General features: G+C 71.4%; 20 protein-coding genes. 6 read left to right on the top strand and 14 right to left on the bottom strand.

Annotation, left to right across the window (positions count from 1 at the left end):
- The first annotated feature begins 297 nt into the window (after positions 1-297).
- Positions 298-1,401 carry an FUSC family protein gene (locus tag AB0K18_RS35615; RefSeq protein WP_364923475.1) on the top strand — a complete coding sequence of 368 codons (1,104 nt, stop codon included), beginning with the start codon at positions 298-300 and terminating at the stop codon, positions 1,399-1,401.
- Between the two features lie 61 nt (positions 1,402-1,462).
- Here AB0K18_RS35615 and AB0K18_RS35620 read toward each other — a convergent pair whose 3' ends face one another.
- The 4 genes from AB0K18_RS35620 to AB0K18_RS35635 form a co-directional block, all read right to left on the bottom strand.
- Positions 1,463-2,863, bottom strand: a complete 1,401-nt coding sequence (locus tag AB0K18_RS35620; RefSeq protein ID WP_364923478.1) for a sugar porter family MFS transporter — start codon at positions 2,861-2,863, stop codon at positions 1,463-1,465.
- 64 nt (positions 2,864-2,927) lie between these two features.
- Positions 2,928-3,980 carry a glucose 1-dehydrogenase gene (locus AB0K18_RS35625; protein WP_364923482.1) on the bottom strand — a complete coding sequence of 351 codons (1,053 nt, stop codon included), beginning with the start codon at positions 3,978-3,980 and terminating at the stop codon, positions 2,928-2,930.
- 309 nt (positions 3,981-4,289) lie between these two features.
- Positions 4,290-5,414, bottom strand: a complete 1,125-nt coding sequence (locus AB0K18_RS35630; protein ID WP_364923485.1) for a PP2C family protein-serine/threonine phosphatase — start codon at positions 5,412-5,414, stop codon at positions 4,290-4,292.
- A 268-nt stretch (positions 5,415-5,682) separates the two neighbouring features.
- A complete protein-coding gene (locus tag AB0K18_RS35635) occupies positions 5,683-5,835 on the bottom strand; it encodes a hypothetical protein (protein ID WP_364923488.1) in 153 nt (50 codons plus the stop codon).
- A 393-nt stretch (positions 5,836-6,228) separates the two neighbouring features.
- Here AB0K18_RS35635 and AB0K18_RS35640 point away from each other — a divergent pair, with 393 nt between their 5' ends.
- Genes AB0K18_RS35640 through AB0K18_RS35650 form a run of 3 tightly spaced genes read left to right on the top strand, consistent with a single transcriptional unit; the run spans position 6,229 to position 6,950 of the window.
- Complete coding sequence (locus tag AB0K18_RS35640) at positions 6,229-6,426, top strand: hypothetical protein (RefSeq protein ID WP_364923491.1); 198 nt, start codon at positions 6,229-6,231, stop codon at positions 6,424-6,426.
- On the top strand, positions 6,423-6,731 hold the full coding sequence (locus AB0K18_RS35645) for a hypothetical protein (RefSeq protein WP_364923494.1): 309 nt from the start codon (positions 6,423-6,425) through the stop codon (positions 6,729-6,731). The genes AB0K18_RS35640 and AB0K18_RS35645 overlap by 4 nt, the downstream gene beginning before the upstream one ends.
- A gap of 6 nt (positions 6,732-6,737) precedes the next feature.
- On the top strand, positions 6,738-6,950 hold the full coding sequence (locus AB0K18_RS35650) for a hypothetical protein (RefSeq protein WP_364923497.1): 213 nt from the start codon (positions 6,738-6,740) through the stop codon (positions 6,948-6,950).
- Positions 6,951-7,233: 283 nt separating this feature from the next.
- Here AB0K18_RS35650 and AB0K18_RS35655 read toward each other — a convergent pair whose 3' ends face one another.
- Together AB0K18_RS35655 and AB0K18_RS35660 are read right to left on the bottom strand one after the other, a co-directional pair.
- Positions 7,234-7,482, bottom strand: a complete 249-nt coding sequence (locus AB0K18_RS35655; RefSeq protein WP_364923503.1) for a hypothetical protein — start codon at positions 7,480-7,482, stop codon at positions 7,234-7,236.
- Positions 7,469-8,446 carry a hypothetical protein gene (locus tag AB0K18_RS35660; protein WP_364923505.1) on the bottom strand — a complete coding sequence of 326 codons (978 nt, stop codon included), beginning with the start codon at positions 8,444-8,446 and terminating at the stop codon, positions 7,469-7,471. Before AB0K18_RS35660 ends, AB0K18_RS35655 begins: the two co-directional genes overlap by 14 nt.
- A 206-nt stretch (positions 8,447-8,652) precedes the next feature.
- Between AB0K18_RS35660 and AB0K18_RS35665 the strand changes: the two genes are divergently transcribed.
- Positions 8,653-9,183 (top strand): DoxX family protein, encoded by a 531-nt coding sequence (locus tag AB0K18_RS35665; RefSeq protein WP_364923508.1) that lies wholly within the window; start codon positions 8,653-8,655, stop codon positions 9,181-9,183.
- A 169-nt stretch (positions 9,184-9,352) separates the two neighbouring features.
- Positions 9,353-9,712: a hypothetical protein gene (locus AB0K18_RS35670; RefSeq protein WP_364923511.1), complete on the top strand. Its 360-nt coding sequence runs from the start codon at positions 9,353-9,355 to the stop codon at positions 9,710-9,712.
- Positions 9,713-9,773: 61 nt separating this feature from the next.
- Here the strand turns inward: AB0K18_RS35670 and AB0K18_RS35675 are convergent, their stop codons facing one another.
- The 8 genes from AB0K18_RS35675 to AB0K18_RS35710 all read right to left on the bottom strand — a co-directional run bounded on the left by AB0K18_RS35675 (position 9,774) and on the right by AB0K18_RS35710 (position 23,215).
- The gene (locus AB0K18_RS35675; protein ID WP_364923513.1) at positions 9,774-10,034 is read right to left on the bottom strand and encodes a dsRBD fold-containing protein; all 261 of its coding nucleotides are present in this window, start codon (positions 10,032-10,034) and stop codon (positions 9,774-9,776) included.
- Positions 10,035-10,039: 5 nt separating this feature from the next.
- Positions 10,040-10,312, bottom strand: coding sequence for a DUF1876 domain-containing protein (locus AB0K18_RS35680; RefSeq protein WP_364923516.1), 273 nt, complete (start codon positions 10,310-10,312; stop codon positions 10,040-10,042).
- Positions 10,313-10,410: 98 nt separating this feature from the next.
- Positions 10,411-10,638, bottom strand: coding sequence for a DUF3040 domain-containing protein (locus AB0K18_RS35685; RefSeq protein WP_364923519.1), 228 nt, complete (start codon positions 10,636-10,638; stop codon positions 10,411-10,413).
- Between the two features lie 98 nt (positions 10,639-10,736).
- Positions 10,737-11,747 carry a DUF2157 domain-containing protein gene (locus tag AB0K18_RS35690; RefSeq protein WP_364923522.1) on the bottom strand — a complete coding sequence of 337 codons (1,011 nt, stop codon included), beginning with the start codon at positions 11,745-11,747 and terminating at the stop codon, positions 10,737-10,739.
- Positions 11,748-11,816: 69 nt separating this feature from the next.
- Positions 11,817-13,616, bottom strand: coding sequence for a hypothetical protein (locus AB0K18_RS35695; protein ID WP_364923525.1), 1,800 nt, complete (start codon positions 13,614-13,616; stop codon positions 11,817-11,819).
- Positions 13,609-18,843: a hypothetical protein gene (locus tag AB0K18_RS35700; protein WP_364923528.1), complete on the bottom strand. Its 5,235-nt coding sequence runs from the start codon at positions 18,841-18,843 to the stop codon at positions 13,609-13,611. Before AB0K18_RS35700 ends, AB0K18_RS35695 begins: the two co-directional genes overlap by 8 nt.
- On the bottom strand, positions 18,840-22,046 hold the full coding sequence (locus tag AB0K18_RS35705; protein ID WP_364923530.1) for a hypothetical protein: 3,207 nt from the start codon (positions 22,044-22,046) through the stop codon (positions 18,840-18,842). The genes AB0K18_RS35700 and AB0K18_RS35705 overlap by 4 nt, the downstream gene beginning before the upstream one ends.
- Complete coding sequence (locus AB0K18_RS35710; RefSeq protein ID WP_364923533.1) at positions 22,043-23,215, bottom strand: kelch repeat-containing protein; 1,173 nt, start codon at positions 23,213-23,215, stop codon at positions 22,043-22,045. The genes AB0K18_RS35705 and AB0K18_RS35710 overlap by 4 nt, the downstream gene beginning before the upstream one ends.
- Positions 23,216-23,244: the final 29 nt, after the last annotated feature.

Here is a 23,244-nt window from a genome sequence, read left to right on the forward strand (position 1 = left end):
ACACGCTCTGTGACTTCGTGATCTAGATGAGGGCTCGTGACCTCATCGAGGTGACCTGGCGGCATGGTGAAGGCAATGTGCTGTTCGGGTACGGAGCGCCCGCCACCCGATAGGGCGGCCTCACGATAAAAGGTGGAAGACGACCCGGAAGCCGCCAGGCGAGGCACCACGTCTAGGGGTTCAGTGATGGTACTTTCCGCCGTGAGGCGATGGCTGAACCGATGGGGCGACCGAATCTCCGACTCGGTTCGATGGCGGCGGCGTGGGCTACGCCGCTGGGTGCGGCGTGAGAGGCAGTTGCTGCTGCCGACGGTGACGGTCATCGTCGGCTGCCTGGTGGCTTGGCGGGTCTCCACCGAACTCATCGGCTCGCCCCAGCCGGTGCTCGCTCCCACCGGCGTGCTGCTGTCGGTGACGGTGACCGCCTACAGCACCGTGGTCCAGGCCATCCAGCAGACGATCGCGGTGCTCGTCGGACTGGCGGCCGCACTCGGCTTCGTGCAGGTGTTCGGCACCGACGCCACCACCATGGCCGTCCTCGTCGCGGTCGCGCTGGTGGCCAGCAGAACAGTCGGCATACCTTGGCAGAACACGCAGGCTCCCATCACCGCCCTCCTGGTGTTCGCCCTGGGCCGCGAGTACGGCATGGCACGGCTGCTCGACATCGTCGTCGGCGCCCTCGTCGGAGCCACGCTCATGCTGATGATCCCGCCCCGTCACGTGGGCAGGGCCGCCAAGGACATGGCCGACCTGGCCGATGATCTCGCAGACCTTTGCTCCGATCTGGCGGAAGGCGTCAGGCAACCCTGGACCGCACACCAGGCGCAGAAATGGCTGGCCCGCGCCAGACGCATGTCCACCAGGCTGCGATCGGCCCACGAGAGCGCCGAACGAGCCATTGAGTCCCTGCGTCTCACCGTGCGCCGGGAGCGAACCCGCCAGCGCCTGCGCCGCATCATGCAGGCCGTCCTGTGCCTGGAGCACGCCTGCCATCAGATGCGCGGCGTCGCCCGTGCCCTCGCGGACCTGGCTGCCGGGGTCCGCGGCCTTCCAGGACAGCGTGAGACCGGCAGTTTCCCCCAGGCCTTCGCCGACCTGCTGGACACGATCGGCAAGGCCTATGCGTGTTTCGAGCACCTGCTGGTCGCCCCTGGCGGCGGGGCGGACCTGGTTCGCCTGCGCGGCTTCGTGGCGGAAGGTGAGCGCCTCGAACGCGCTGCCCGCATGCAGATCGCGAAGATCGATCCGCTTTCACCCCTTTGGACGTTGTACGGCGCGCTGCTCGACGACTGCGTCCAGCTGCGCTACGAGGTCGATCCCGACGACGGGCCACATCGCGCGGCCATTTCTCCACGCGCCCGTGAACAAGCGGCCCGGCTCACGTCACGTCCGCGACACTGACTCACCTGCCCGCCTCGTGCTGTCCGGTCCCCTGCGGGGCGCCACCGCTGTAGCGACCGGGTTAACCCATTTCCTCCAGACTGCGGCCCTTGGTCTCCCTGATCCATCTGGCGACGAAGATGAAGGACAACAGCGCCATGACGGCGTAGCCGGCGTAGGTGAGCGGAAGGTTCCACTCCGCGAGTGCCGGGAACGAGACCGAGATCAACCAGTTGGCGATCCACTGTGCCCCAGCGGCGACGCCCAGGGCCGCGGCGCGGATACGGTTGGGGAACATCTCGCCCAGCAGCACCCAGACCACCACCCCCCACGACAGTGCGAAGAACAGTACGAACACGTTGGCGGCGACGAGCGCGATCAGCCCCTGCGGATCCGGCAACGTGATCTTGTCGCCGGTCCCCTTGGCCGCGCTGAACGCCCATGCCGTGGTGGCCAGCGCGATCGCCATCCCCAGAGAGCCGATCAGGAGCAGTGGCTTGCGGCCGATCTTGTCGACCAGCGCCATCGCGATCAGTGTGCCGACGATGTTGATGATCGAGCTGGAGAAGCTGATCAGCAGGGAGTCGCTCTGGTTGATGCCGACGGACTGCCACAGTACGGTCGAGTAGTAGAAGATCACGTTGATGCCGACCAGCTGCTGGAAGGCCGACAGGATGATCCCGATCCAGACGATCGGTAGCAGCCCGAGCGCCGGGCCGCGCAGGTCCTTCACCCCCGGCATGCGTTCGACACGCACCACGTGCTGGATCTCTGCGATGCGCTGGTCAAGGTCCACGTCCTCACCCTCGATCTGAGTCAGCACCTCGCGCACCTGCTGAGTGCGGCCCGACATGATCAGATAGCGGGGCGATTCGGGGAGTTTCAGCGCGAGCAGCAGATACACCACGGCAGGGATCGCGCAGGCGCCCAGCATCCACTGCCAGGCCTGTAGCGGCCCCAGATGGTTGCTGACGTTGCCGCCGGCGATGCCGGCGATCACATAGTTGACGAGCTGTGAGACGGCGATGCCCAGCACGATGGCCAACTGCTGGAACGAGCCCAGCCGACCACGGTAGGCGGGCGGTGCCACCTCGGCGATGTACGCGGGCGCAAGCATCGACGCCATGCCGATCGCGAAACCCGCCACCACTCGCCAGAAACCGAGATCCCACAGTGCGAACGGCAGCATCTGCCCGATCGAGCTGACGGCGAACAGCAGCGCCGCCAACTGCATGGACCTCGTACGCCCCAACTGGTCGGCCAGCCTTCCGCCCGTGCAGGCGCCCACGGCCGACCCCAGCAGCGCGATCGCCACCACGACCCCGGTCTCGACAGGTCCCACCCGGAAGCGGTTCTGGATACCCACGACCGCGCCGTTGACGACGGCACTGTCATACCCGAAGAGAAAACCGCCGACGGCCGCGGCCGCCGCGATGAACGCGACACGTCCAAGGCGCTCTTGACGGGCTTGGTCAGTGATCATGAAAGTTCCCCTCGACGGGGCATACCCACAGAGTCACCCTCAGTAGCCGACATGAACGGTTCCGCTAGGTGGTGAGGTCGATGACGACCTTGACGTCGTCCCCGGGCTCGAGAGCCTCCAGCGCGGACTCCAGCGGCACCCGCCGGGTGATCAGCCGTTCGAGCCACCCCCGGTCGGCCTCGGCCAAGGCGGTCGCCGCGACCCTGAAGTGGCGCAGGTTCGCGTTCACCGTGCCAAAGACCACGTCGTTCTCCAGCACGATCTGCCGGTTGATCACTTCGGGGTCCACCCGATGCTCGCGCCCCCCGGGCGAGAGCCCGCACAAGCACACGATGCCCGCCGCCGCATTCATCGTCATGGCTTCGATGACGAGCGTCCCCGCACCGGTGCACTCGATGATGACATCGGGCTTGTGCCGGCGGAAGTCCTTCAGGGACGTGCCCGAGTGATAGGTGCCGCCCAGGTCTGAGACCAGACTCGACTTGAGCCCTCCCTCAGGAGCCATGTCGAGAACGTGCAGGTCCAGTCCCCGCTGCCGTCCCATGAGCGCGGCCAGCAACCCGATCGGCCCTGCCCCCGTCACCAGCACCATGTGCGGCTCGAACCAGGCCCGTGCACCGATTCTGTCGATCTGCTCCCACGCCTTGGCGACCACGGACATGGGCTCGGTCAGCATGCCGACACTTTCCAGCGACGGATCCAGGCGCACGGCGTACCCCGCCTCGACCGTCCGACGCTCGCTTCCGTACCCGTCGAACTCTTTGATGCCCCGCTCTGCGTAGCGCCCGTTTCGGCACATGTCGAACTCGCCGTGCCGGCACGCGCCGCACGGCACCGGATCCGGGCGACGTACGACACCCGCCACCAGGTCACCCGGCGAGAACGCGGACCCCGCCGGCGTCTCCAGCACCCGGCCGAGCGACTCGTGCCCGACGACCATCCGCTCCTTGCCCGGTGGCGGCCAGCCGTACGCGGCGGCGACCAGCTCCCTGTCCGTCCCACAGATGCCCAGGGCCAGCCCTTGGACGAGCAGCTCACCCGCGCCCGGCTCGGGATCGGGCACCTCCCGCACCACCAGCGCCCCCTTCTGGCCTGGCGCAAACGTCAGCGCACGCATCCGGCCTCACCCCCGGGACGGGTTCCTACCCGGGACGTGCAGGGGAATGGTAAGGCGACGACCATGACATGGCGCTCAACGCCTTGCTGCGCATTCGTATCCGGCGCGCGAGCGATCCGCGCGCACCGCTTGGATAAGGGCCAAACGCCTGACCTCCTGGGCCTCCCCGCGGTGCTCCTCCGCGGCTCTGCTCGATGTTGAAAGCGGAAGGTCGAGCGGGTGAGGAGATCGAGCAGCGGCATCCTCCGCCGTGCGCGGTGTCCGGTGGCCCTGCTTCGCTAACCGGGCAGCACGCCGTGATGGCGAGCCCTACTGACGTACGGCCTCGTCGGCCAGTCCGAGGCATCGCTCCCGTTCGTCCGCGGCCGGGAGGGGCAGGCGGCGGATCGCGATGAGGGCGGCGTCGTCATGGAGCTGCCCGCCCGTGTACGTGAGGAGATCGTCGCAGAGCCGCTTCAGCAGCCGTTGCGGGGTCTCCTGCGTCCAGGAGGCCATCCGCTCGGCCAGCGGATAGAAGACGCCCGCCGCGTCGCGGGCCTCGCTGACCCCGTCGGTGTAGAGCAGCAGGAGATCACCCGCGTCGAATCGGAACGAACAGACGGAGGGCTCCTGGTCGCAGAGCTGTCCGAGACCGAGGGGAGGGGAGGGAGGCTCGCACGCCAGCGAGGAGACGCGGCCAGCATGGATGAGCAGCGGCGGCGGGTGACCGCAGCTCGCCATGCTGAGCACGGGCTCGTCGTCGGCGACGTCCAGCGCGACCGCGGTGACGAAGCTCTCCTCGCCCTCCTGGCTCTCCTCGGGAAACTGGTACGGGTGAAACTCGGCGCTGTCCTCCAGATCCGCGACGAGTTCGGCCAGAGGCAGGCCCCGGCGAGCGGCCTCGCGGAACGCGCCCACGAGTGCGGCGGCGTCGGCGATGGCGGGCAGGCCCTTGCCGCGTGCATCGCCGACGATGAGGCGGGTGGCGCGCTCGGTGCGTACGGCGCCGTACAGATCGCCGCCGATGCGGGCCTCGGCCGCGGCGGCCAGATAGACGCCGGCGATCCGGAGCGGGCCGAGCACCTCGGGCAGCGGCCGCAGCAGGGCCATCTGCGCGGCCTCCGCCACCGAGCGCACCTGCGCCAGAACCCGTCGCTCCCGGTCCCTGACCAGGCAGAACAGCACCACGAACACGGAGACCACGACCATGGCGACCAGCTCCGCCCTCATGCCGTCGGTCCCCAGCGAACCGTTGCGGAGGCCGATCAACGTCTCACCCGCGATCGCGAGCAGCGCGATCACGCCGGTGAACCACGCTCCGTCGAACGACGCCGTGATCGCAGGCGCCGCCACCAGCAGGGCGCCGAAGTGGAAGTGGCTCGGGGACAGCAGGTCCGCGGCCATGATCACCGCGATCATGCCCAGCGGGATGGCCGCCAGCGCACGATTCCGCACCGCTTGCCGCGCCCGCACATGTGGATGTCTCCCATATGCCACACCTTCTGTTTACACGACGCGAAGCAGGCGCTGAGCTGGACAATAACAGGACTTGGGAGCCTGGTGACGCACTCTAGAACAAGAAAGGCGACACGCACGGAGCCCGGACGGTTGCGTGTGTCCTGGCCCCGCGCGGACCTTACGGTTGCATGCTCCCGCGGGACGGAGCCGGACGTGCCGTAGGGCGACGCCGGTCAGTGTGGGCGGTATCGGCATGAGCCCGGAGTCAGTGCCCGGCGCGGCGGGCCTGCACCGCTGACGCGCGTTCGGTCTCATCGAGGGGGAGGTCGAGCTGGGTGAGCGCTTCGGTCAGGACCGGCAGCCAGTGTTCCCGTGGCGCCCTGATTTTGATGGTCGTGGTTGTGATCTCGCTGGACACCAGCCGCAGGCCTGCTGTTCCTGGTGCAGGATGCACAGCTTGCGGTCGAGCAGCTCGACGCCGCGGCTGGCGGTGTCGCTCAGCGCTCCCGTTCCGGCCAGGCGGAACCACCCGGCCGGCTCTTGCAGCAGCGCCATGGCGAACCTTTCGCCTTCTTCCCGGCCTAGCTCAGCAGGTCCGGACCTGGCCTGTGACCAGGCCCGGGGCCGAAAGCCCCACGAAGCCGAGGACCAATTGGACCGCGGACAGGACCTCATTCCCGGGTGCCCTGCCGCGGGCCGCGGGAGGCTGGAAGCGCGCCTCTCGCACGTTGTGGTCGTACGGACCGCCCGGCACAGGACGCGCCTCACCACCTGGCCGGCGCGAGGTCGCCATGGAGAAGGAAGTCGGAAGATGAGCACCGATGCGATCCCCGTCGCCGCGATCATCCCGATGATCATCATCGCCGGGCTGTTCGTCGGCTACTGCCTGGTGGACCTGGCCCGCTCGAAGGTGCGTTTCCTCCCTAAAGGGGGATGGTTGCTCGTCCGCGTGGCGTCGGTGTCCATTGGCGGCATCGTCTACCTGCTGTTCGGCAGGCGGCCGCGATGATCGTCAAGACGCGCGGGCTGGAGAAGCGCTACGGCGGTAATCCGGCGCTGGCGGACGTGCAGGAGGTGTGCGACACCGTCGGCATCCCGCGCGAGGGGCGGCTGCTGGTCCAGGGCGCGCTGCACGACTTGCTGGTCGGCCGCGCCGTGCCCGCCTACCTCGTACGGCTGCGCCCGCCCGCCGGCAGGGTGGCCGCAGCGCTGCGCGCCAAGGACACCGCGGTGCTCCTCACGCCGGCCGCAGAGAGTTATGCGTCATGCCCGCGCCCTCGGCGGGCGGGCACCCCGGCAAGCGAGAGCTGGTGATCTGCGATGAACACGTGGGCGACCTTCCTGATCGCGGTGGCCGCCGCCTTCGCCCTCGGCCGCTACGGGCAGGCGGCTAAGGAGGCGCACGGCAAGTACCTCACCTACCGGAGCCGGATGGTCTCCGGTTTCACCACCTGGGTGAGAAACGTTGTCGTGATCGCGAGCCTGTGCGTGGGGGTGGTGCTGGGAATCGTGCTCCTCATCCGCTGGTCGTGACCCCCTCGCCGGGTCTCGTCGGGCGCGTCCGGGGCGCCGCTGGTGCCGGGGCCGTCACCGCTTCGCGGGCCTCGGGCGAGCGGGCCTCGGCAAGAGAGCCCGCTCATCGAAGAAGACGTAGAAGGTGCTCTTGGCGATTCCGGTGTCGGCGACGAGGTCCTCCAAGGAGGTCTTGCGCAGACCTTGGGTGGTGAGCAGCCGCCGGCCGTTGCCCAGGAGCAGCCGCGTGATGCGAGTCTTCTCCGCCGGAATAGAAGCGGGAGGGATGAGCTGCTCGTGCAGCTCATCGGTCGGCGTGCTCGGTGCTTCCGTCGCTGAGGGTGACGCGCACCGTGTCCGCGTCCTGCTCGACGGCGGTGATCGTGGTGCCGAACCGGATCGTCGCGTGATCGGCGACGGCCTCGTACAGCACGGCCTCGGTGTCGCCGCGCGGGATGCTGAACGACTTCCTGCCCATGGTGGCCGCGATCGTCTCGCCGCTGAGCGCGAAGCGGCGCTCGCCGCCGGGAACACAACGTCTATATGTTCCCACGGTCCTTCATGCACATCGAGACCAGTTCCTTCGCCGGGCGGCGCGGGCTTCGAGCGACCGGAAGGCCGTACCCCAGCCTGATGATCATCTGGGGGTGGCCGCGGCGGTGGTGCGGGTCGCGGCGTCCGCGCATGTCGCGCAGGTCGAGGGGCTGGTTCAGGAACGACGCCGCCACGCCGTGTCCGGCCGCCACCAGCAGAACCCGTTGCAGCGCTTGGCCGGCCCGCAGCCAGTCCACAGGGCGATCACCCATCGTGGTGAGTACGGCGAGTTGCGGCCGCTCCTCGAAGCGCGCCTCGCCTTCATGCCGTCCGAAGTCCCGCACCGGCGCAGGATCCCGCAGCGGATGCGGGCCGTGGACGTAGGCGGGGAGACCGTCGAAGTGTGCACCCGGCATCGTCCATGCCGCCAGTTCGGCGCGGTAGTCGTGGTCGCGGGCCAGTTCCTCCTCTGCGATGGCGGCGTAGTCCAGCATGTCGTCCGTCGCGTGCCGGTCGACGAACACCAGCGCCGCGCCCTCGCGGGTGGCGGCCCGTCGGAGATCGGCCCGTACCGGGCGTGGGAGGGCGGGGCCGGTGAAGGGGCGGCGGTTGGTACGGCGGACAGGGATGAGGTCGTACAACGCGCGGTACTCCCCGGGGACGGGCGACGAGCCGCCGATGCGGACGGCAGCCAGCAGATCGAGCTCCTCCTCTGGCGAGGGCAGCAGCCACACCATCGGGCGCCGGCCGGCTGTTCGCACCGCCAGGCGCAGGTTGAACAGGGCTGCGCCGCAGCTGAGGTATTGACTGCGGCCGCGTGGATCGCTGATCCGCAGCCGTCGGTCGGGGTCGGCGAGCAGCTCGACGCGCTCTCCGCGTGCTACGCGAAAGCGCCAGGGCTGCGTGTTGAGGACCGACGGCGCCTGCCCGGCCGCCACCAGCAGCCGCCGGACGCCGAGCTCGGTAGCGAGTGAAACGGACATCACACACCTCCTGCCACCGACGCTGCCGCACCCGGTCAGGCCGCGATGAGTGCTGGAGGGCCCCGCCGCCATGCCGAAGGTCCTTGCGCGAGGGGAGGACCAAGGTCCTTGTACCTCAGGCCGTACGGCACTGAGCCCCGGCCGCCGCAACCGATGTCATGGAGATGCACAAGAGAACACCACGAAACCGGAAAGGGAGGCCCGCCATGGCCGCCACCATCAACAGGCCCGTGACGCACAGCAATGTCGGCAAGGCGGAGCACAAGAACCCGGTCGACTACGTCTGGGCCGCCGCCCGGATCTCGATCGGCTGGATCTTCCTCTGGGCCTTCCTCGACAAGACCTTCGGCTTCGGCTTCGCCACCCCGGCGGCCAAGGCCTGGATCAACGGCGGGAGCCCGACCACCGGCTTCCTCAAGGGCACCGGCGAGAACACTCTCGGCGGCTTCTTCTCGGCCCTGGCCGGACAGATTTGGGTGGACTGGCTGTTCATGGCCGGTCTGGCCGGCGTCGGCCTGGCGCTCGTCCTCGGCGTCGGCACCCGGATCGCCGCCGGCGCGGGCACCGCGATGCTGCTGCTCATGTGGGCGGCCGAGCTGCCCCTGACCACCAACCCGTTCATGGACGACCACATCATCTACTCGATCGTCCTCATCGGCCTCGCCCTCGCCGGCGCCGGCCGGACCATCGGGCTCGGCAACCTCCCCATCATCCGCCGCACCCCGTGGCTCCAGTAACCGCGCCCCGGCCACCCGCCCGCCCTGCCCCCAGGGCGGGCGGGTTCTCGTCGTGCGACGAATTAGATCAATGGTCGTATCTCGAGGAGCGGAGGAGGGGACACTCGCCTGTGACCTGAACCAGGCGCGGCGCTGGTATCGGGACTACGCGGAAGAACGTCTCCTGTGGGTGGCAGAGCAGAGCCCCGGCTGGGTCACGATGTTCACCGTGTCCGGGTTGTTCCCGTGGCGGGCCCTTGAATCGCTGCCACGGCCCGGTGGCCGGGCCTACCACCTGTCCTACTACGCGGGCGAGATCAGCGAGCCGGTCTACCTCAGCGGCGGCGAGTGGGAGGACGTCCCGGCAGAGCACTGGGACCGCCCCAGGCGAGAGGGAGCAGGTCTCGTCGGTTCCTCCAGCATCGCCCAGGAGATGAACTTCCACCTCGCCGCGCTCGCGTACACGACCGGCAGGTTCATCGACGACACCTGGTTCACCACGCCGGGGCTGCTGTGCCGCATCCCGGACGGGACGTGGCCTCGTGAATGACCAGTGGGAGGGTCCTGCTGGGCCGGCTCCCACGCCGACGGCTGGACACCCGACAGGGCGCTCAGGAGGCCGCTGTGAGGAGGTGGGCCGCCGTCGGCTCCGTCTCGGCCGAACGGCTGATGGCGGACAGTTTGCTGGCCAGGTCGGCGAGGGCGCGGGCCATGGCCGCCTCGTCGCCGGCCTCGGGGACGGACGGGTCGCGGTGTGCGCGTCCCAGGCCGTCGACCCGTCCGCCTCCTCTGGTGATCAATACCGCGCGCACGAACGTGTCGTCACCGTCCTCCGTGACGAAGACCTGCACGGTCCACTGCTTGCGGTCCATCGCCGTCACCACGAACGGCCCGGCACCGGCGAGCCGGCGAGCTCGCTGATGTCGCGTTGCGTGACGACGGCGAGTTTGTCGGCGAGGTCGGCCAGCGCGCGCGAGGCCGCCAGCTCGTCGCCGATCTCCGGCACCGATGGGTCGGTCGGGTTCCGCCGGGCGTGGCCTTCGCCTGTCAGGCGGTCCTCGCCGTCCCGGGTGGTCAGCACCGCTCGGGCGTACGTGTGGTCGCCCTCCTCGGTGAGGTGGATCTGTACGGTCCACTTCTTGGCTTCCATCGTCGTCCCCTCCATCACGATGGGTGCATCTACCCCCATTCCACTCCTCCCCTGCCCATAGGGCAGGGGCGAATGTCCCTATCTCGTCGTGACGTCCATCAGAGCATCAGGAGGAGGAGAAGGATCGTCACGGCCCCGAGCGCGCTGACCACGGGGTGACGGTCGAGCCAGGCCAGCGAGCGGTCGATGAGCGAGAACATCGTGGTGGGCGGTTCGGGGGCGAGCGTGCTGAGCGTCCTGACCCGGGCGACGAACGCGGGGTCGTCGCGGGTGAGACGTCCCTCGATTCGCAGCAGCCTGAGATGTTCCTGCCAGCTGAGCCGCATGCTCTCACCACCGTTCGGGAGTTTCTGTCAGGATCGGCGGCAGGACAGGTCATCGGGTGGAGGCCAAAGTCCTTTCGGTGCGGGACGATGGTCCTTCGTCACGTACGGTGCCAGCGGATGCCGAGCACGGAGGCGGTCACCAGGACGGCACCGGCGATCATCACGATGACGGAGCCGCCCACCGCGCCGCCGGTCCAGTGCCAGATCGCCTCCGGGACGGCGATGGTGAACCCGACGACGCCGGCCACGAGCAGCACCCAGGCCCGTTCCCGCCGGTACAGCAGCAGGCAGGCCACCGCGATGGCCGCCGTCATCGTGGACGCCCACACCGTCCCGGCATCCTGCTGCCCGCCGACCAGGGCGATGACCGCGCCGAGCCCCAGCCCGAGCGCCCGTTGCGCGATCACGCCGGCCAGCACCAGCGCCGTCCACACCACCCCCAGGACGACCAGCGACAACGCGGCGGCTAGTGCCGAGCCCCCGGTGAGGTCGTCGGCGAGCGACCCCACGGTCAGCGCGGCGAAGAACGCGCACGCCAGGGCAAGGGGCGCGGTGCGCGCCAAGGCGTATCCCAACACGCTCACCAGCAGCCCCACGGCGCCCGCGATCGCGGAGACGTCGATGAGTTCGGCGGCGGCCAGCGCGGCCGTGACCGACGCCAGCGCCATCGACACCGAGCCCGAACGGCTCCGCACCGTCGCGGCGCGCTCCCGCGACCGGGCACCTGGCTCTTGCGGCGAGGCGGCGAACTCCCGTGAAGGGGCGTCGGGCTCCTGCGGCGGTGGGGTGGCGCGCTCCTGTGGCCGGCTGGCGAGTCCCCTCGGCCGGGCGCCCAGCAGGAGGATTCCGGCGGTCAGCAGCGCGACCGTGGCCGCCAGCAGGATCGCCACGTGCGCGACCTTCGACAGGTCCGCCCATGAGGTGGCGACCAGGGAGAGGGCCCCGGCCAGCACGAGGCCGCCGCCGACGTACCCGGCGACCTCAGCCCACCGCGCCCGCGCCGGGGCGGCGCTCTCCCGGAGCGCCTCGCGCACGGCCATCGCCTGTTCGGCGGAGAGCACGCCGTCGCGGACGAGCCGGGCCAGCGCTTCGTCGGGTGTGCCGGGCATCGGGCCCTCCTTCGACGTGCGACCTTGCCAGGGCCCCTGCCCCAGGTCGCACGGCACCCACCAAAGGCATCAGGACGTGTCGATGAGCCGATCGAAGGACAGGCCGCTGGACCCCTCGCCGCGGCCGAGCCCGCGGCGGGCGCTGAGCCAGACCGACACCCGGCCGTTCCGCCAGCGGGTCCGGTTGAAGGCCAGCGTCAGCAGGGTGCCGGACGGCGTCACTTCCTCCTCGTGCACGAAGTACGGCTGTCCGGCGTCGAGCCCTTCACGCAGCAGGCTCGTACGAGGCCGCACCAGCCGCCCGTCCACGGCGTCCGGCATGGCGGCCCGCTGCAGCCGGATGGCCCGGTTGCCGCCGGGGACGTGGACGGGGATGAAGGGGATCCAGTTCTCCGGGACACTGCTCATCGCCTGGTAAGCGATAGGAGCACGCGCTGGGTCCTCAGGTGGCACGGGACGGAAGCGCTGCCGGTGGGCGAGGATCTCGGCGACGACCTCGCTGCCCCGCCGCCCTTCCCCGGTAGGCAGCCGGACCACCTTCTCCAGACCCCACACCATGTTGGCGTTCTCGTCCCGGATGAGCGACACCTCCTCCAGGACCGGCCCCTCGGCGACCTTGGGCACGGTCGGCGGCAGGAACATGGAGGTGTCGGCCGCGACGTCCTCCGTGCCGATCGTGTCGAGGGTGAACATCGACCACCGCTGCCAGTCCTCGTCCTGCCCGGCACCGGCCGGGGTGATCCACAGCCGCTGCCCGAAGACGTCGGTGACCGCGAGCCCGCGGATCGCGGCCAGCGTGCCGGCCGGCAGGTCGCAGGGCAGCTGGAGCCAGTCGTTGCTGTAGACGAGCGCGAACTCCAGGAAGATCAGCCGGGCCAGGTCCGTACGGTCGGGCTGGACGCCGGCGAAGTTGGTCCGCCCGTCCTCGACGGCCCACCAGCGCGGCAGCGGCATGCCAGAGTAGCGGACGGGCGCGGGGAAGACGGTCCGGTTGATGGGCTGGTGGGCGGGGGCCGTCCCGCCCAGGGGGCCGGCCGGGTCGACGGAGAACGCGTGCCAGTCGAGGTGCCCGCCGGGATACTCCTGCGCCGTCAGCACCTTCTCGCCGCCGGTGGATGCGGCGGCGATGGAGAAGCGGTGTTCGAGGCGGGAGGCGTCCCACGCGGAGTCGGGGCCGGGCTGGTCGAACAGCCCGTCGAACCAGCGGACGAGGTACGCGCCCAGATCGGCCAGTTGCGGGCGCACCAGGAGCGTGCCGGAGATGCCGTCCCAGGCGTTGCCGCCGTTCTTCAGGTGCCGGTAGAACGCGTACCCGTCCATGCGGCGGTCCGCGACGGCCTGCAGGTACGACCAGACCTCCGCGTGGGCGGCGCGCGGGGTGTCGGCGTCCACGTCGGGGTCGGGCGCGGCGATCCGGTACTTGCTGACGTAGTCGTCGCGCAGGTGCTGCAGAGCCAGCTGCCGGCCGAGGAGCTTGAGCCAGCGCCGGCCGATGATCAGGCGCAGGTCGTAGGAGACGGGATCGGCTCCGGCCGCGAACGGCACGGCACGCCGTTCGGCCAGCGCCTCCAGCGGCCGGTCCCCGGGAAAGTCCTGGGGCGCGCCCGGCCCGGCCCGGAAGCGGGAGGGGGTCGCGGTGGCGACGGAGTAGGTGGCGGTGACGGCCGTACCCGCGTCAGAGCCACGGAACTCGCCGAGCTGCCACTGCCGGGTGAGCAGCCACAGCGGGTCACGGACCTCGGCGCGGAGGGCGCGGTCGAACGCGGCGGTGCGCGGCCTGCTCTCGATCCTGTTCCACAGGCCGACGGTGGGGAAGGCGCGGTCGGTAAGCGCTTTGCGCAGGTCCTCGATGCGCGGCGGCTCAGCCATGGGACTTTCCTCGCAGGTTCGAGATCGCGAGATCGGTGCTGATGGTGATCGGCTGCCGGGTCGCCGACAGCACGGTCGCGGGGAGCAGGTGGGCGTACGCGGTGCCGTCCAGGTGGCCTGACTCCACGGCGCGCGTCCTGGCCAGGTCGAGGGTCTCGGTGATGGCGGCGATCACGTCGTCGCCGTTCCAGGTGCCCGTCCTGGCCGGTGGGGTGACGAGCAGCATCGCCTGCGGTGGCTCGGAGTCGGGATTGTCGTAGTGCAGGGCGATCCCCGTGGTCTCCTTGTCCGCCGGGATGACCTCGGTCCATTCGTCGAGCAGGAGGCCGCTGTGCAGGTTGCCGCCCAGCAGCGGTTCCGGCGCGTAGTGGGCGGTGAACAGCAGGCGGTCCTCATCGACCTTGGCGCCGGGTGCGAACGTCGTGCCGAGCCAGGTGTCGTTCTGGCGGTAGGGGAGCTGGATGGGCACCAGCTCGGGTTCGTCCCAGCCGAGCAGGTCGCCGAGCAGGCCGCCGGGGCCGCGCAGCGCGTCGGCGATGATCACGGCCTGCTCCCAAAGCCGGGGCTTGTCCCGTACACGGGCGATCCCGTGCAGCCAGTCGTCCACGGGGACGTCCCGCCTGGAGTCCTGCACGAGATGGCTCAGCAGCTTGCCGCTGTCGTTGCGGGCCTTCCTCCAGTCGGTGTGGAGCTGGGCGGGAGCGGTGAACTCGGGCACCACCAAGACGTCGTCGCCGAGCATGGCGCGCAGCGCGTCGGTCGCGGCGAGCACGCGGTCGGGGCCGGTCACCGCTTCGTCGTAGGAGTCCAGGGCCTTGCCGGCGGCGGCGAGCCGTTCGACGATTTCGGTGTGCAGCGCCCGGGCGCGGGCCAGCAGGTCGGCGCCGAAGGCGACGGCCCGGTCGCGGAAGGGTGCCAGGTCGAGGCCGGTCCTATCGAAGTCGGTCAGCGGCAGGAGCGCGGCGACGTCGATGAGCAGCCCGCTGAGTGTCTTCTTCGTGGTCTTGGCGATGTTCCGCAACGCGGTCAGCCGGGTGTTGAAGGCCGAGCGCCTGGAGCCGACGATCGTGCGCAGCTGGGCGGGCGTGGCCGGGCGCGGCGTGGCCGGTTCGGTGGTGAGCAGCCATTCGGCGCGCTGCAGGAGGCGGAAGCGCTCGTCGGCCGGCGCCGACGACGGCAGCCGGTCGTAGGCGGCGATCAGCTCGTCGGCCGCGGCGAGCGACTCGCCCATGCGGACGGCGGTCGCCGCCACCGCGTCCAGCACCTGGCGGAACATGGTGCGCCGCCACAGCGTCATCTCGCCCCAGCCGCTGCGCACCATGGCGAACCCGCCGGCGGTGGAGATCAGGTTCGCGTACCCGGTGAGGAAGGTGTCGATGCCGTTGACGACGGCGGTGCGGTTCGGCTCGGCGGGCGCGGGCGGGAACAACGGGGACAGGGTGGCGAGGTAGCCGGCGGTGTCCTGGCGCAGCCGGTCGAGCGACGTGCGCACGGCGGCGGGCCGGTTCCTCGGCAGATCGACGGCGGTGTCGATGGAGCGGTCGACGGGCTGCGCGCCCGCGGCGGGCAGCAGGTCCGTCGGCCGCAGCGGCCGTGAGGTGGTGATCAGCGAGCGCAGCGCGGTGACGAGCGGCGAGATCTCGAAGAAGGTCAGCTTGCCGGGCACCCGCTCGGTGTGGTGGATGGTCAGCTCGGCGTCGGGCCGTGGCTGGTCCTTGGCCACGACGACGGCGATGATGCGGTCGTCCAGGTCGGTCATCGCCGCGTCGTCCTTCGGCTTCACGCCCCACAGCAGGTCGATCGGCTGGAGTTCGAGGTCGAACTGGGTGACCGTGCGGCTGCGGGGCCGCTGGTCGATCGGGTCCGTCCAGCGGACCACGGCGGCCACCTGCCCCTGGGGCGGCAGCAGCTTGGGCAGCCAGGCGTTGATCGCCGGCTCGGCCTGGGCGCGGGGGCCGTTGCCGCGGAAGAGCCCCGACCCGTGCTCCGGCCCGAGTCCTGAGGTCAGCTTCAGGCCCAGCCGGTGGGTCAGCGTGACGCCGCTGCGCGGGGTCCGCACCACGGCGGGATCGGGCGAGAACCCCTCCTTGGCGTACGCGTCGAGCGTCGCGCCCGCCCGCTCCGGGTTGCCCGCCAGCGTCTGGTGGGCGGCCTCCGCCACGGCCAGGTCGGCCAGCGCGTCATGGATGGCGAGCAGCCGCTGCACCTCCTCGTTCATCGCCTTCGCCTGGGCCTCGCTCGCGTCCGGCAGGCCGCTCGCGCCGAAGGGGTACTCGGGGAAGGCGGGCGGACGGGTGGCGCGCCGGACCAGCGCCAGGCCGTCGATGACCGAGCGGGCCTCGATGAGCTCCAGCGGGGTGCCGGGTTCTGCCTCGGACAGCTTGCCGGAGCGCAGCGGGAACTCCCCGCGCAGCGCCTCCAGGAAGGCGTCCAGCTCGGCGTCGGGGTGGCGGTCGTGCAGGGCGCGTTCGAAGCGCCGGCCGAGCAGCGCGCCCAGCGACTGGCCCTGCCGCAGCCCGTCCAGGAGGTCGAGCGCCACGCGGACGCGATCGGAGCTGAGGTTGACGGCGAAGCAGGTCGGGTTCTCGGGCGAGCCGTTGGCGAGGTAGCCGGCGCGCAGTACGGCGGCGGTGGTGGCCTGGGCGGGCGACGGGGCATGGATGTAACCGCCGTTGGCGGCGTCGTGCATCAGCGGCGCCGACCCCGCCGGCTGGAACAGCGTGGCGAGGTCGCCGGTCAGCTGCACGGGGGTGAGCGCCTTGTCGCGCGGCCGGACGTCCTCCAGCCATCCGTACGCGCCCAGATGCACGCCGCGTTGGGCGGGGGAGCCGCCGTCGGGGCCGTAGCGCAGCTCGAAGAGCCGCTCGTTGACGAGCCCGAGCCGCCAGGCGTCCAGCCGGTACGTGGCGCAGTCGAGATGTTCGGCCACGACCCGTTCGAGCCGCGCGGTGGGCACGTCCGCCAGCACGTCGAGCGCCGCCACCTGCTCGGCCAGCTCCCTGGTCGCCGGGTTCGCGGCGGCGAGCGCGTCGGGGACGAAGTCGACGACCAGCTTCTCGGGATCCCCGGTGATGTCCGCGTCCGGCGCGTACAGCTTGCGGAAGCGGCTCTCGCTCCGCGGGGCCGACTTCTTGATGTGGATGAACGGCGGATCGGCGGCCGAGACGGTCTCGCCCTCGGCGGCGGCCAGCCTGCGCGCGGCGTCCTCCCAGCCGAGCAGGACGGCGTGCCGGAGCAGCAGGTAGAGCAGCGCGGCCGGGCGCCGGTCGTCGGCGAAGCCCTGCTCCAGACGGATGTCCTCGAGGTCGGTGCCGGCGAGGTCGGCCAGCCACCGCAGGTAGTTGCGGCCGTCCTGAAGGTAGCCGCGCACGGGCTGGGTCTCCGACAGCGGGCGGTCGTCGACGAGCGGGCCGAACAGCGGGTACTGCTCCTCGACGAACAGCCGCCTGATCAGATCGGGGTCGGGCGCCGACGCGCCCGTATGGCCCAGCCTGCGCAGCAGGTCGCGGATCGGCTGCGGCATGTTCAGCTCGCTCAGCGCGGGGACGACCTGGGGGCCGTTGCTGCTGAAGTTCTCGCGGTTGTAGACGTCCTCGACGCTCTGGGCGTAGCGCTGGAAGTACTCGGCGGACGTCGGGTGCAGGGCCAGGATGTCCAGCAGCGTCTGATGCGGGTCGGTGACGGGCCCGTGCGGGTCGGGGAACGCGCCGAGGTGCGGGACGTCCTGCGCGGCGGCCCGCCAGTCCTCGGCCGCGGCGGTCAGCAGGGCGTTGAGCCCGCGCCGGTGCGTCGCCGTCGCGGGCCAGGCCATCCGGGAGAACGCGGTCGTCGGCAGGATGCCGTACGGCTGCCGCCCGATCTTCACCGCGGGCACCGGGCCGCGCCCGGAGACGTACCGGACGAAGAAGTCGCGCGTCTCGCTGACCACCGGCGGCGGGATGATCGGATGCAGCATGGTCTGCAGGTACGAGCCCCAGGTCGCGGGCCACAGGGCGATGTTCGCGGCGCGGGCCTCGCGCTGGTCGGTGCCGTCGGCGTTGGCCGCGCCGGCGAGCACGGCGGGGTCGATGCCCAGGAGTTCGGCCAGCCACTGGCCGTCGGTCTTGTCCGTCCAGCCGGCGGTCGCGATGACGGCCGCGCGCCGCACGGCGTCGGCCTCCTCCGCGACGTCCTGACCGGCGTTGGCCTGTTCGCTGTTGTTGGTGGGGGTGCCCTGGGGCAGCAGGCCGAAGCCGGTGGAGCCGCGCAGGTGGCGGGTGATCAGGTCGCCGAGGTCGGTGGCGGTCTGCTGGGGCGTGCCGCTCTCCCGTACGCCGAAGACGATCAGCCGGTCGAGCCCGCCGCGAAAGTCGTCCGCCAGCGGGATCCTGATCCCCATGCCCACCGCGATCGCGGCGTCGAAGTCGGTCAGCCAGCGCAGGTCAGCGGGGACGTGAAGCTGGCCGGTCACCTCATTGACCTTCGGTTTGTCGGCGGACGACGGGTCGGGGCTCACGGTCAGCGCGGCGGGGATCGGCCCGCCGAGCTCGGAGAAGACCGTCTCGCCGCCGACCTGGCCGAGGAAGGTGAACCGGCCGGGCAGCAGGCGCGCCTTCGCCGCCTGCGTCCACGACCGGGCGGCGACGTCCGCCGGGGGAGGGGCGGGCAGCACGAGGAAGGCGACCAGGACGGCGTCCCCCGGCGGGTCGTCGACGCCGACCGGGCGGCGGCGCCGGATCGCATCGGCGCGCGTGGCCCCCACGGACGCCAGCAGGGCGGTCTCGGCCGCGAGGAGCTGCACCCGATCCCCGCGCGCCCGCCAGACCGCGCTCCAGTACGTGATCGTCGGCTGCCGGTCACCGGCCGCGACCGGCGCGGGGGTCACGACGACGAGCACGGTCGTGCCGGGCCGCACCCCGGCGGGCTGCTCGGCGGGATTGGCCGGCCCGCGCGACTGCACCAGCCAGCCGGCGCGGCCCGCCGGGATCCGCCCGGTCAGCTCGTGCCAGGCGGCGCTCTCGGCCGCCGGATCGCCTCCGGCCCGCCACACGGCTATCCAATAGGCGTCGACCGCGGCGATCTCCGCCGTCGTGGGACGCGGCTCGAACGCGTCGATCGACCACTCGTCGGGGAACACCCGGATGAGCAACTCGGTCGCGGTGAAGCGCGTCTCGATCCTGACCGGCCCGAGGAGGAGCGGGAAGTCGTCACTCAGCGTCAGCGCCGCGCGCGGGTCGGACAGGGTCACGGCAGCATCTCCTGAGCGTGTACGGCCATCAGCACCGGCGCCTGGAACAGGATGTACGCGACGTCCGCCGAGCTCAGCGCCCCGTGCCAGAGCGGCAGGGACAGATCCTCGACGTGCTGGAGGCGTTTCTCCTCATCCGCCACCGGGTCGTCGAACTCCTGCAGCACGACCGGGGCGGTGGCCTCGTCGAGCTCGATGAACCCGGTCCCGTTCGGGTCGAGGTCGGGCCACGACAGGTCGTTCCACACCTCCACCCGCGACGGCTGCTCGGCGGGGGAGACGTCCACACCGAACCGGGGCTCCCCGGGACGTTCCTTGATGACGAAGAACCATCCCGCGCGGCCCGGGGCCGGCTCGCCCTTCGCCGCCTTGGCCGTGAGGTCGAAGCCGAGCAGGTAGATGTCGGGGTCGATCTTGGCCTCGTACAGCGGCAGCCGGATCTCGTCGAGCGACGGGTTCGCCGGGTCGACCAGCTCGACGGGCACCCGCTCCTTCGTGGGATCGGGCTGGGCGTCGCTGGGCTCCCATCGTGCCCGGTGGGCGTAGATCGCCGCGTTCGGGTACTTCTTCAGCAGCTCGCCGCGGATGACCAGCACGAGTTCCTCCTCCGCGCCGCCCTTGTCCCGGTGGTCGTGGTCGCCGAGCTTCGACTGCCTGGTCCAGGCCGCGATCGGCGGGATGTCGTACAGCCGCTCGCGCCGCTGCTCGGGCGTCTCGCCCTGGAGCGGCCGCACCGCGCGGACGTCCCAGAACTGCCGGAACGGGGTGCCGCGCTGGTCGGTGGGGTATTCGCGCCACAGCAGCTCGCGGGCCATCTCGTGGTTGAGCCCCACCATGTACGACTCGATGAACTCCTGGTTCGTCTCCAGCAGGCTGATCGAGTTCGGCGGCACCTTGTGCAGGTTCGGCACGAACAGGTCCACCGACTGCTCGACCAGCGCCTGGTACATGGGCAGGTCGAAGACGGGATAGGCCATCGCCTCCAGGAACCGTTCGGCGAACGGCGCAAGCCGCTCCGGCAGCCGCACCGAGCTGAGCAGCCGCTGGGGCACGCTCTCGTCGGCGCGCAGGCCGGACAGCATCGCGTCCGTGGCGTCGGGGACGTCGAGCTTGCCGCGTTCGCCGGCCTTGCCGCCCAGGGCGGCCTCGTCCCACGCCTCGTACAGCTCTCTGAGCGCCTTCTTGAAGTCCGCCGCCTCGGCGCTGTCCGGGCCGCCCGGGGTAGGGACGAACGAGTCGCCCGGCATCGTCAGGACGAAGTCGCTGCTCGTAGGGAGCCGGTCCACAGGGTGGGTCGCGTCCGCCACGGCGGGGCCGGGCGGATGGAGGTGCAGGTCGAGCTGGGCCGGGGTGACGACGGCGGCGGGCCGCGTCTTGGGCGGGGCCGCGGTGACGCCGCCGGTGTCCTCGTCCATCCTCGGCACGAGCGCCTCCGGCGGCAGCTCCGCGCTGAACGGCAGCGCGCGCATCAGCCGCGACCCCGGCCGGGTGATGCGGCGCATCGGCGCCGACACCGGTGCGGACGTGACCCGGCTCGCCGCCACCCGGAACCCGACGGCGAGGCCCTCCACTACCGAGGTCGCGGCGGCGAGGCCCTCCGCCATCGAGGTCGCGGCGGCGAGGCCGGAGGCCGCCGCGGGCGTGACCACCCGGGAGTGGGCGGGGGCGGTGAGGATGAGCGACCTGCCGGACGGCGCCGCCTGCGCACGCGCTGTGGCGGCGGGCGGCGGCACCAGATGCTTGCCGTGCAGCGTCTCGCCCACCTCCCTGGCGACCTGCGCGGCCCGGATCCTGGCGTTGGCCGCCAGGACGTCCCCGACCTGCGCCCACGCCGCCGCCATGAACTCCTCCTGACGTTTCTGGACGACCTGCGCGCCCAGGTTCGCCGCCACCCGGAAGCGGGGGTCGAGGTTGAGCCGGTGCACCCAGTTGCGATCGTCCGCGATGGGAGTGCCGTCGCGTTCGGTGAGCAGCCGGGAAGCCGGCGCGTGCCAGCGGCCGTACAAAGGTGGCGTGATGACCGGGTCGGGCCCGGTGGCTTCGGTGGCCAGAGCGTTGTGCGCCGAGACCGGGTCCTGCCGCAGGTAGTCGTCGGCGAGGTTGATCAGCCCGGCCAGGGCCTGCTGGAAGGGGTGCGGATAGGTGAAGCCGAGTTCTCGCAGGTCGTCCCATTTGTCGTGGAGGTCCTCCGGTCGTTCGGGCACCCGCAGGGCGCCGCCCAGCTTCAGCACTCCGCCCAGCTCGGCCGGCACGGTGATGCCCGGCAGCCCGGCGCCGGGCGGCCGGTGCACGTCGAGGTCCCGGCGGCCGACGCTCTCGTCCAGCGGCTCCTTCGGGACGAGCAGCCGTACGAGGTACTCGAAGTCGCCGGCGCTGCCGGTGGAGAAGAACCACCGGTGGAAGTACGGCAGGTCGCCCGCCGCCTCCTGGCCCGGGTACGTCTGGCTCCACGCCGGGTGCAGAGCGCCGGGCGCACGCGCCGGATCCAGGCCGAGACCCGCGAGCCGTCCCGTCTCGAACGCCGGCACCAGGAACGCGTGATAGGCGGTGCTCGGTTCGAGGCGTCGCGGGCAGATCAGCCGGGAGCAGGCCCGGTCGGCGTTGACACCGAGGACCCGCTGCAGTGCCGGCAGGACCCTGGCCATGTCGTCGGAGGCCACCGGCGTGTCGAGCGAGCCGTCCACGTGGACGTGCGCCCACGCCCCCAGCTGCGCGGGCGGCGGCAGCGCGGCCGGTTCGGTGACCGTGATGAACGGCAGCGGCCGGCCCGTGGCGGTGCCGTCCTTGAACTCGGCGCCGTCCACCGCCGCCGAGTCCTCCCCGCCGGCCAGCACGATCAGCGCCAGCCAGGGCCGCAGCCGCTTGGTGGCGGCGTCGGGCGCGGCCGGGCTGTAGCGCCAGGGGAAGTCCTCGTCGTAGAACTCGATGTGCGCCAGGTAGTTGGGCTCGACGTTGGTGATCCACGGCCGCGGCTCGGTACGGGAGATCGCCCGCGGATCCACGCCGACGACGTCCCCGGGGCCGTAGATCTGCACGGTCCGCGACACGTCGCGGCTGATCGGGGCCGCCGAGCCGATGGCCTCGCCGCTCACCCGCAGCGTGACCGGGATGGTGGCGCGTGACGTGTCGACCGGGTCGCTGGTGATCCTGGTGGCGATGCCCGACCTCAGCCAGGGCAGGAAGGTGTAGGCGTTGTCGGTCATGGGGTGCCTTCGAGGTCGAAGATCTCCGCGCTCGCCGTCAGCTCCTGCGCGCCGGGCTGCGCGGCCGCGATCCCGGACCGGACGACTCCGCCGGCCACCAGCACGAGCGTGCCGGACAGCGGGGCCGCCGCGAACGCCCACCGGCCCGTCGCCAGCCCGCCCGCCGGCGCCCAGCTGCGGGTCGCGGCGTCGTAGACGGCGGCGCTGGCGAAGCCGACGTCGTTCTGGGCGTTGTCGCCGCCGCCCACCACCAGCACCTTGCCCGAGCCGAGCGGGACCGCGCGGTGCAGCGCGCGCCCGCCCGGCAGGTCCTGCACGGCGGTCCACGTCCCGGTGTCCTGGACGTACAGCTCGGCGCCCGCCCGGCTGAACGGGTCGAACGTGCCGTCGCCCGGCCCGCCCGGCGCACGCCCGCCCGTGACCAGCACGCTCGCGCCTCCGGACAGCGCCGTGGCCTGGTGCCAGGCACGGGGCGCGAGCAGCGCGCCGGTCGGCGTCCAGGTCTCGTCGTCCGGGTTGTAGAGCTCGCAGTAGGCCAGGGCTGCGTCCTCGTCGCGGGCGATCGGCACGGTGCCGCCGGCGACCATGACCCGGCCGTTCGCGAGGACCACCGCGGGATGTCCGCTGCGGGCGTCGGTCATGTCGGTGGTCTCGGTCCAGGTTCCCTCGTCCGGGTCGTACAGCTCGGCCGTGCGCAGCGCCTTCACCGACTGCCCGGAACGGAGCGTCGTGCCCCCGGCGACCAGGACCTTGCCGTCCACCAGGACGGCGCTGTGGCCCCATCGGGCGCCCTTCATCGCTCCCGTGCTGGTCCACTGCCCGGACTCGGGGTCGTAGATCTCCGCCGCGGCCAGGCCGGGCGCGGGGAACTGCGCCGATCCGCTGATGCCTCCGACGACCAGGACCTTGCCGTCGGGCAGCAGGGTCGTGGTGTGCAGCCGGCGGGGTGTGCGCAGGGAACCGGTGGCCGACCAGGTGCCGTCCTCGGGGTCGTAGAGCGCGGCCTGGCCGAGCGCGGCGGACGCGCCGTCCGCGCCGCCCGTGACGAGGACCTTGCCGGTGCCGAGCACGATCGCGCCGTCGTGCTGGCCGTACCATGCGGCGGCGGCCGGCAGCGCGCCGGTGTCGCGCCATTCTCCGGTGGCGGCCGCCAAGGTTGTGCTGGTCATGGCTGGCAGACCCTTCGTCGTCGGTGCGT

The organism is Nonomuraea sp. NPDC049421 (genome assembly GCF_040677005.1).
Taxonomy (GTDB): domain Bacteria; phylum Actinomycetota; class Actinomycetes; order Streptosporangiales; family Streptosporangiaceae; genus Nonomuraea; species Nonomuraea salmonea.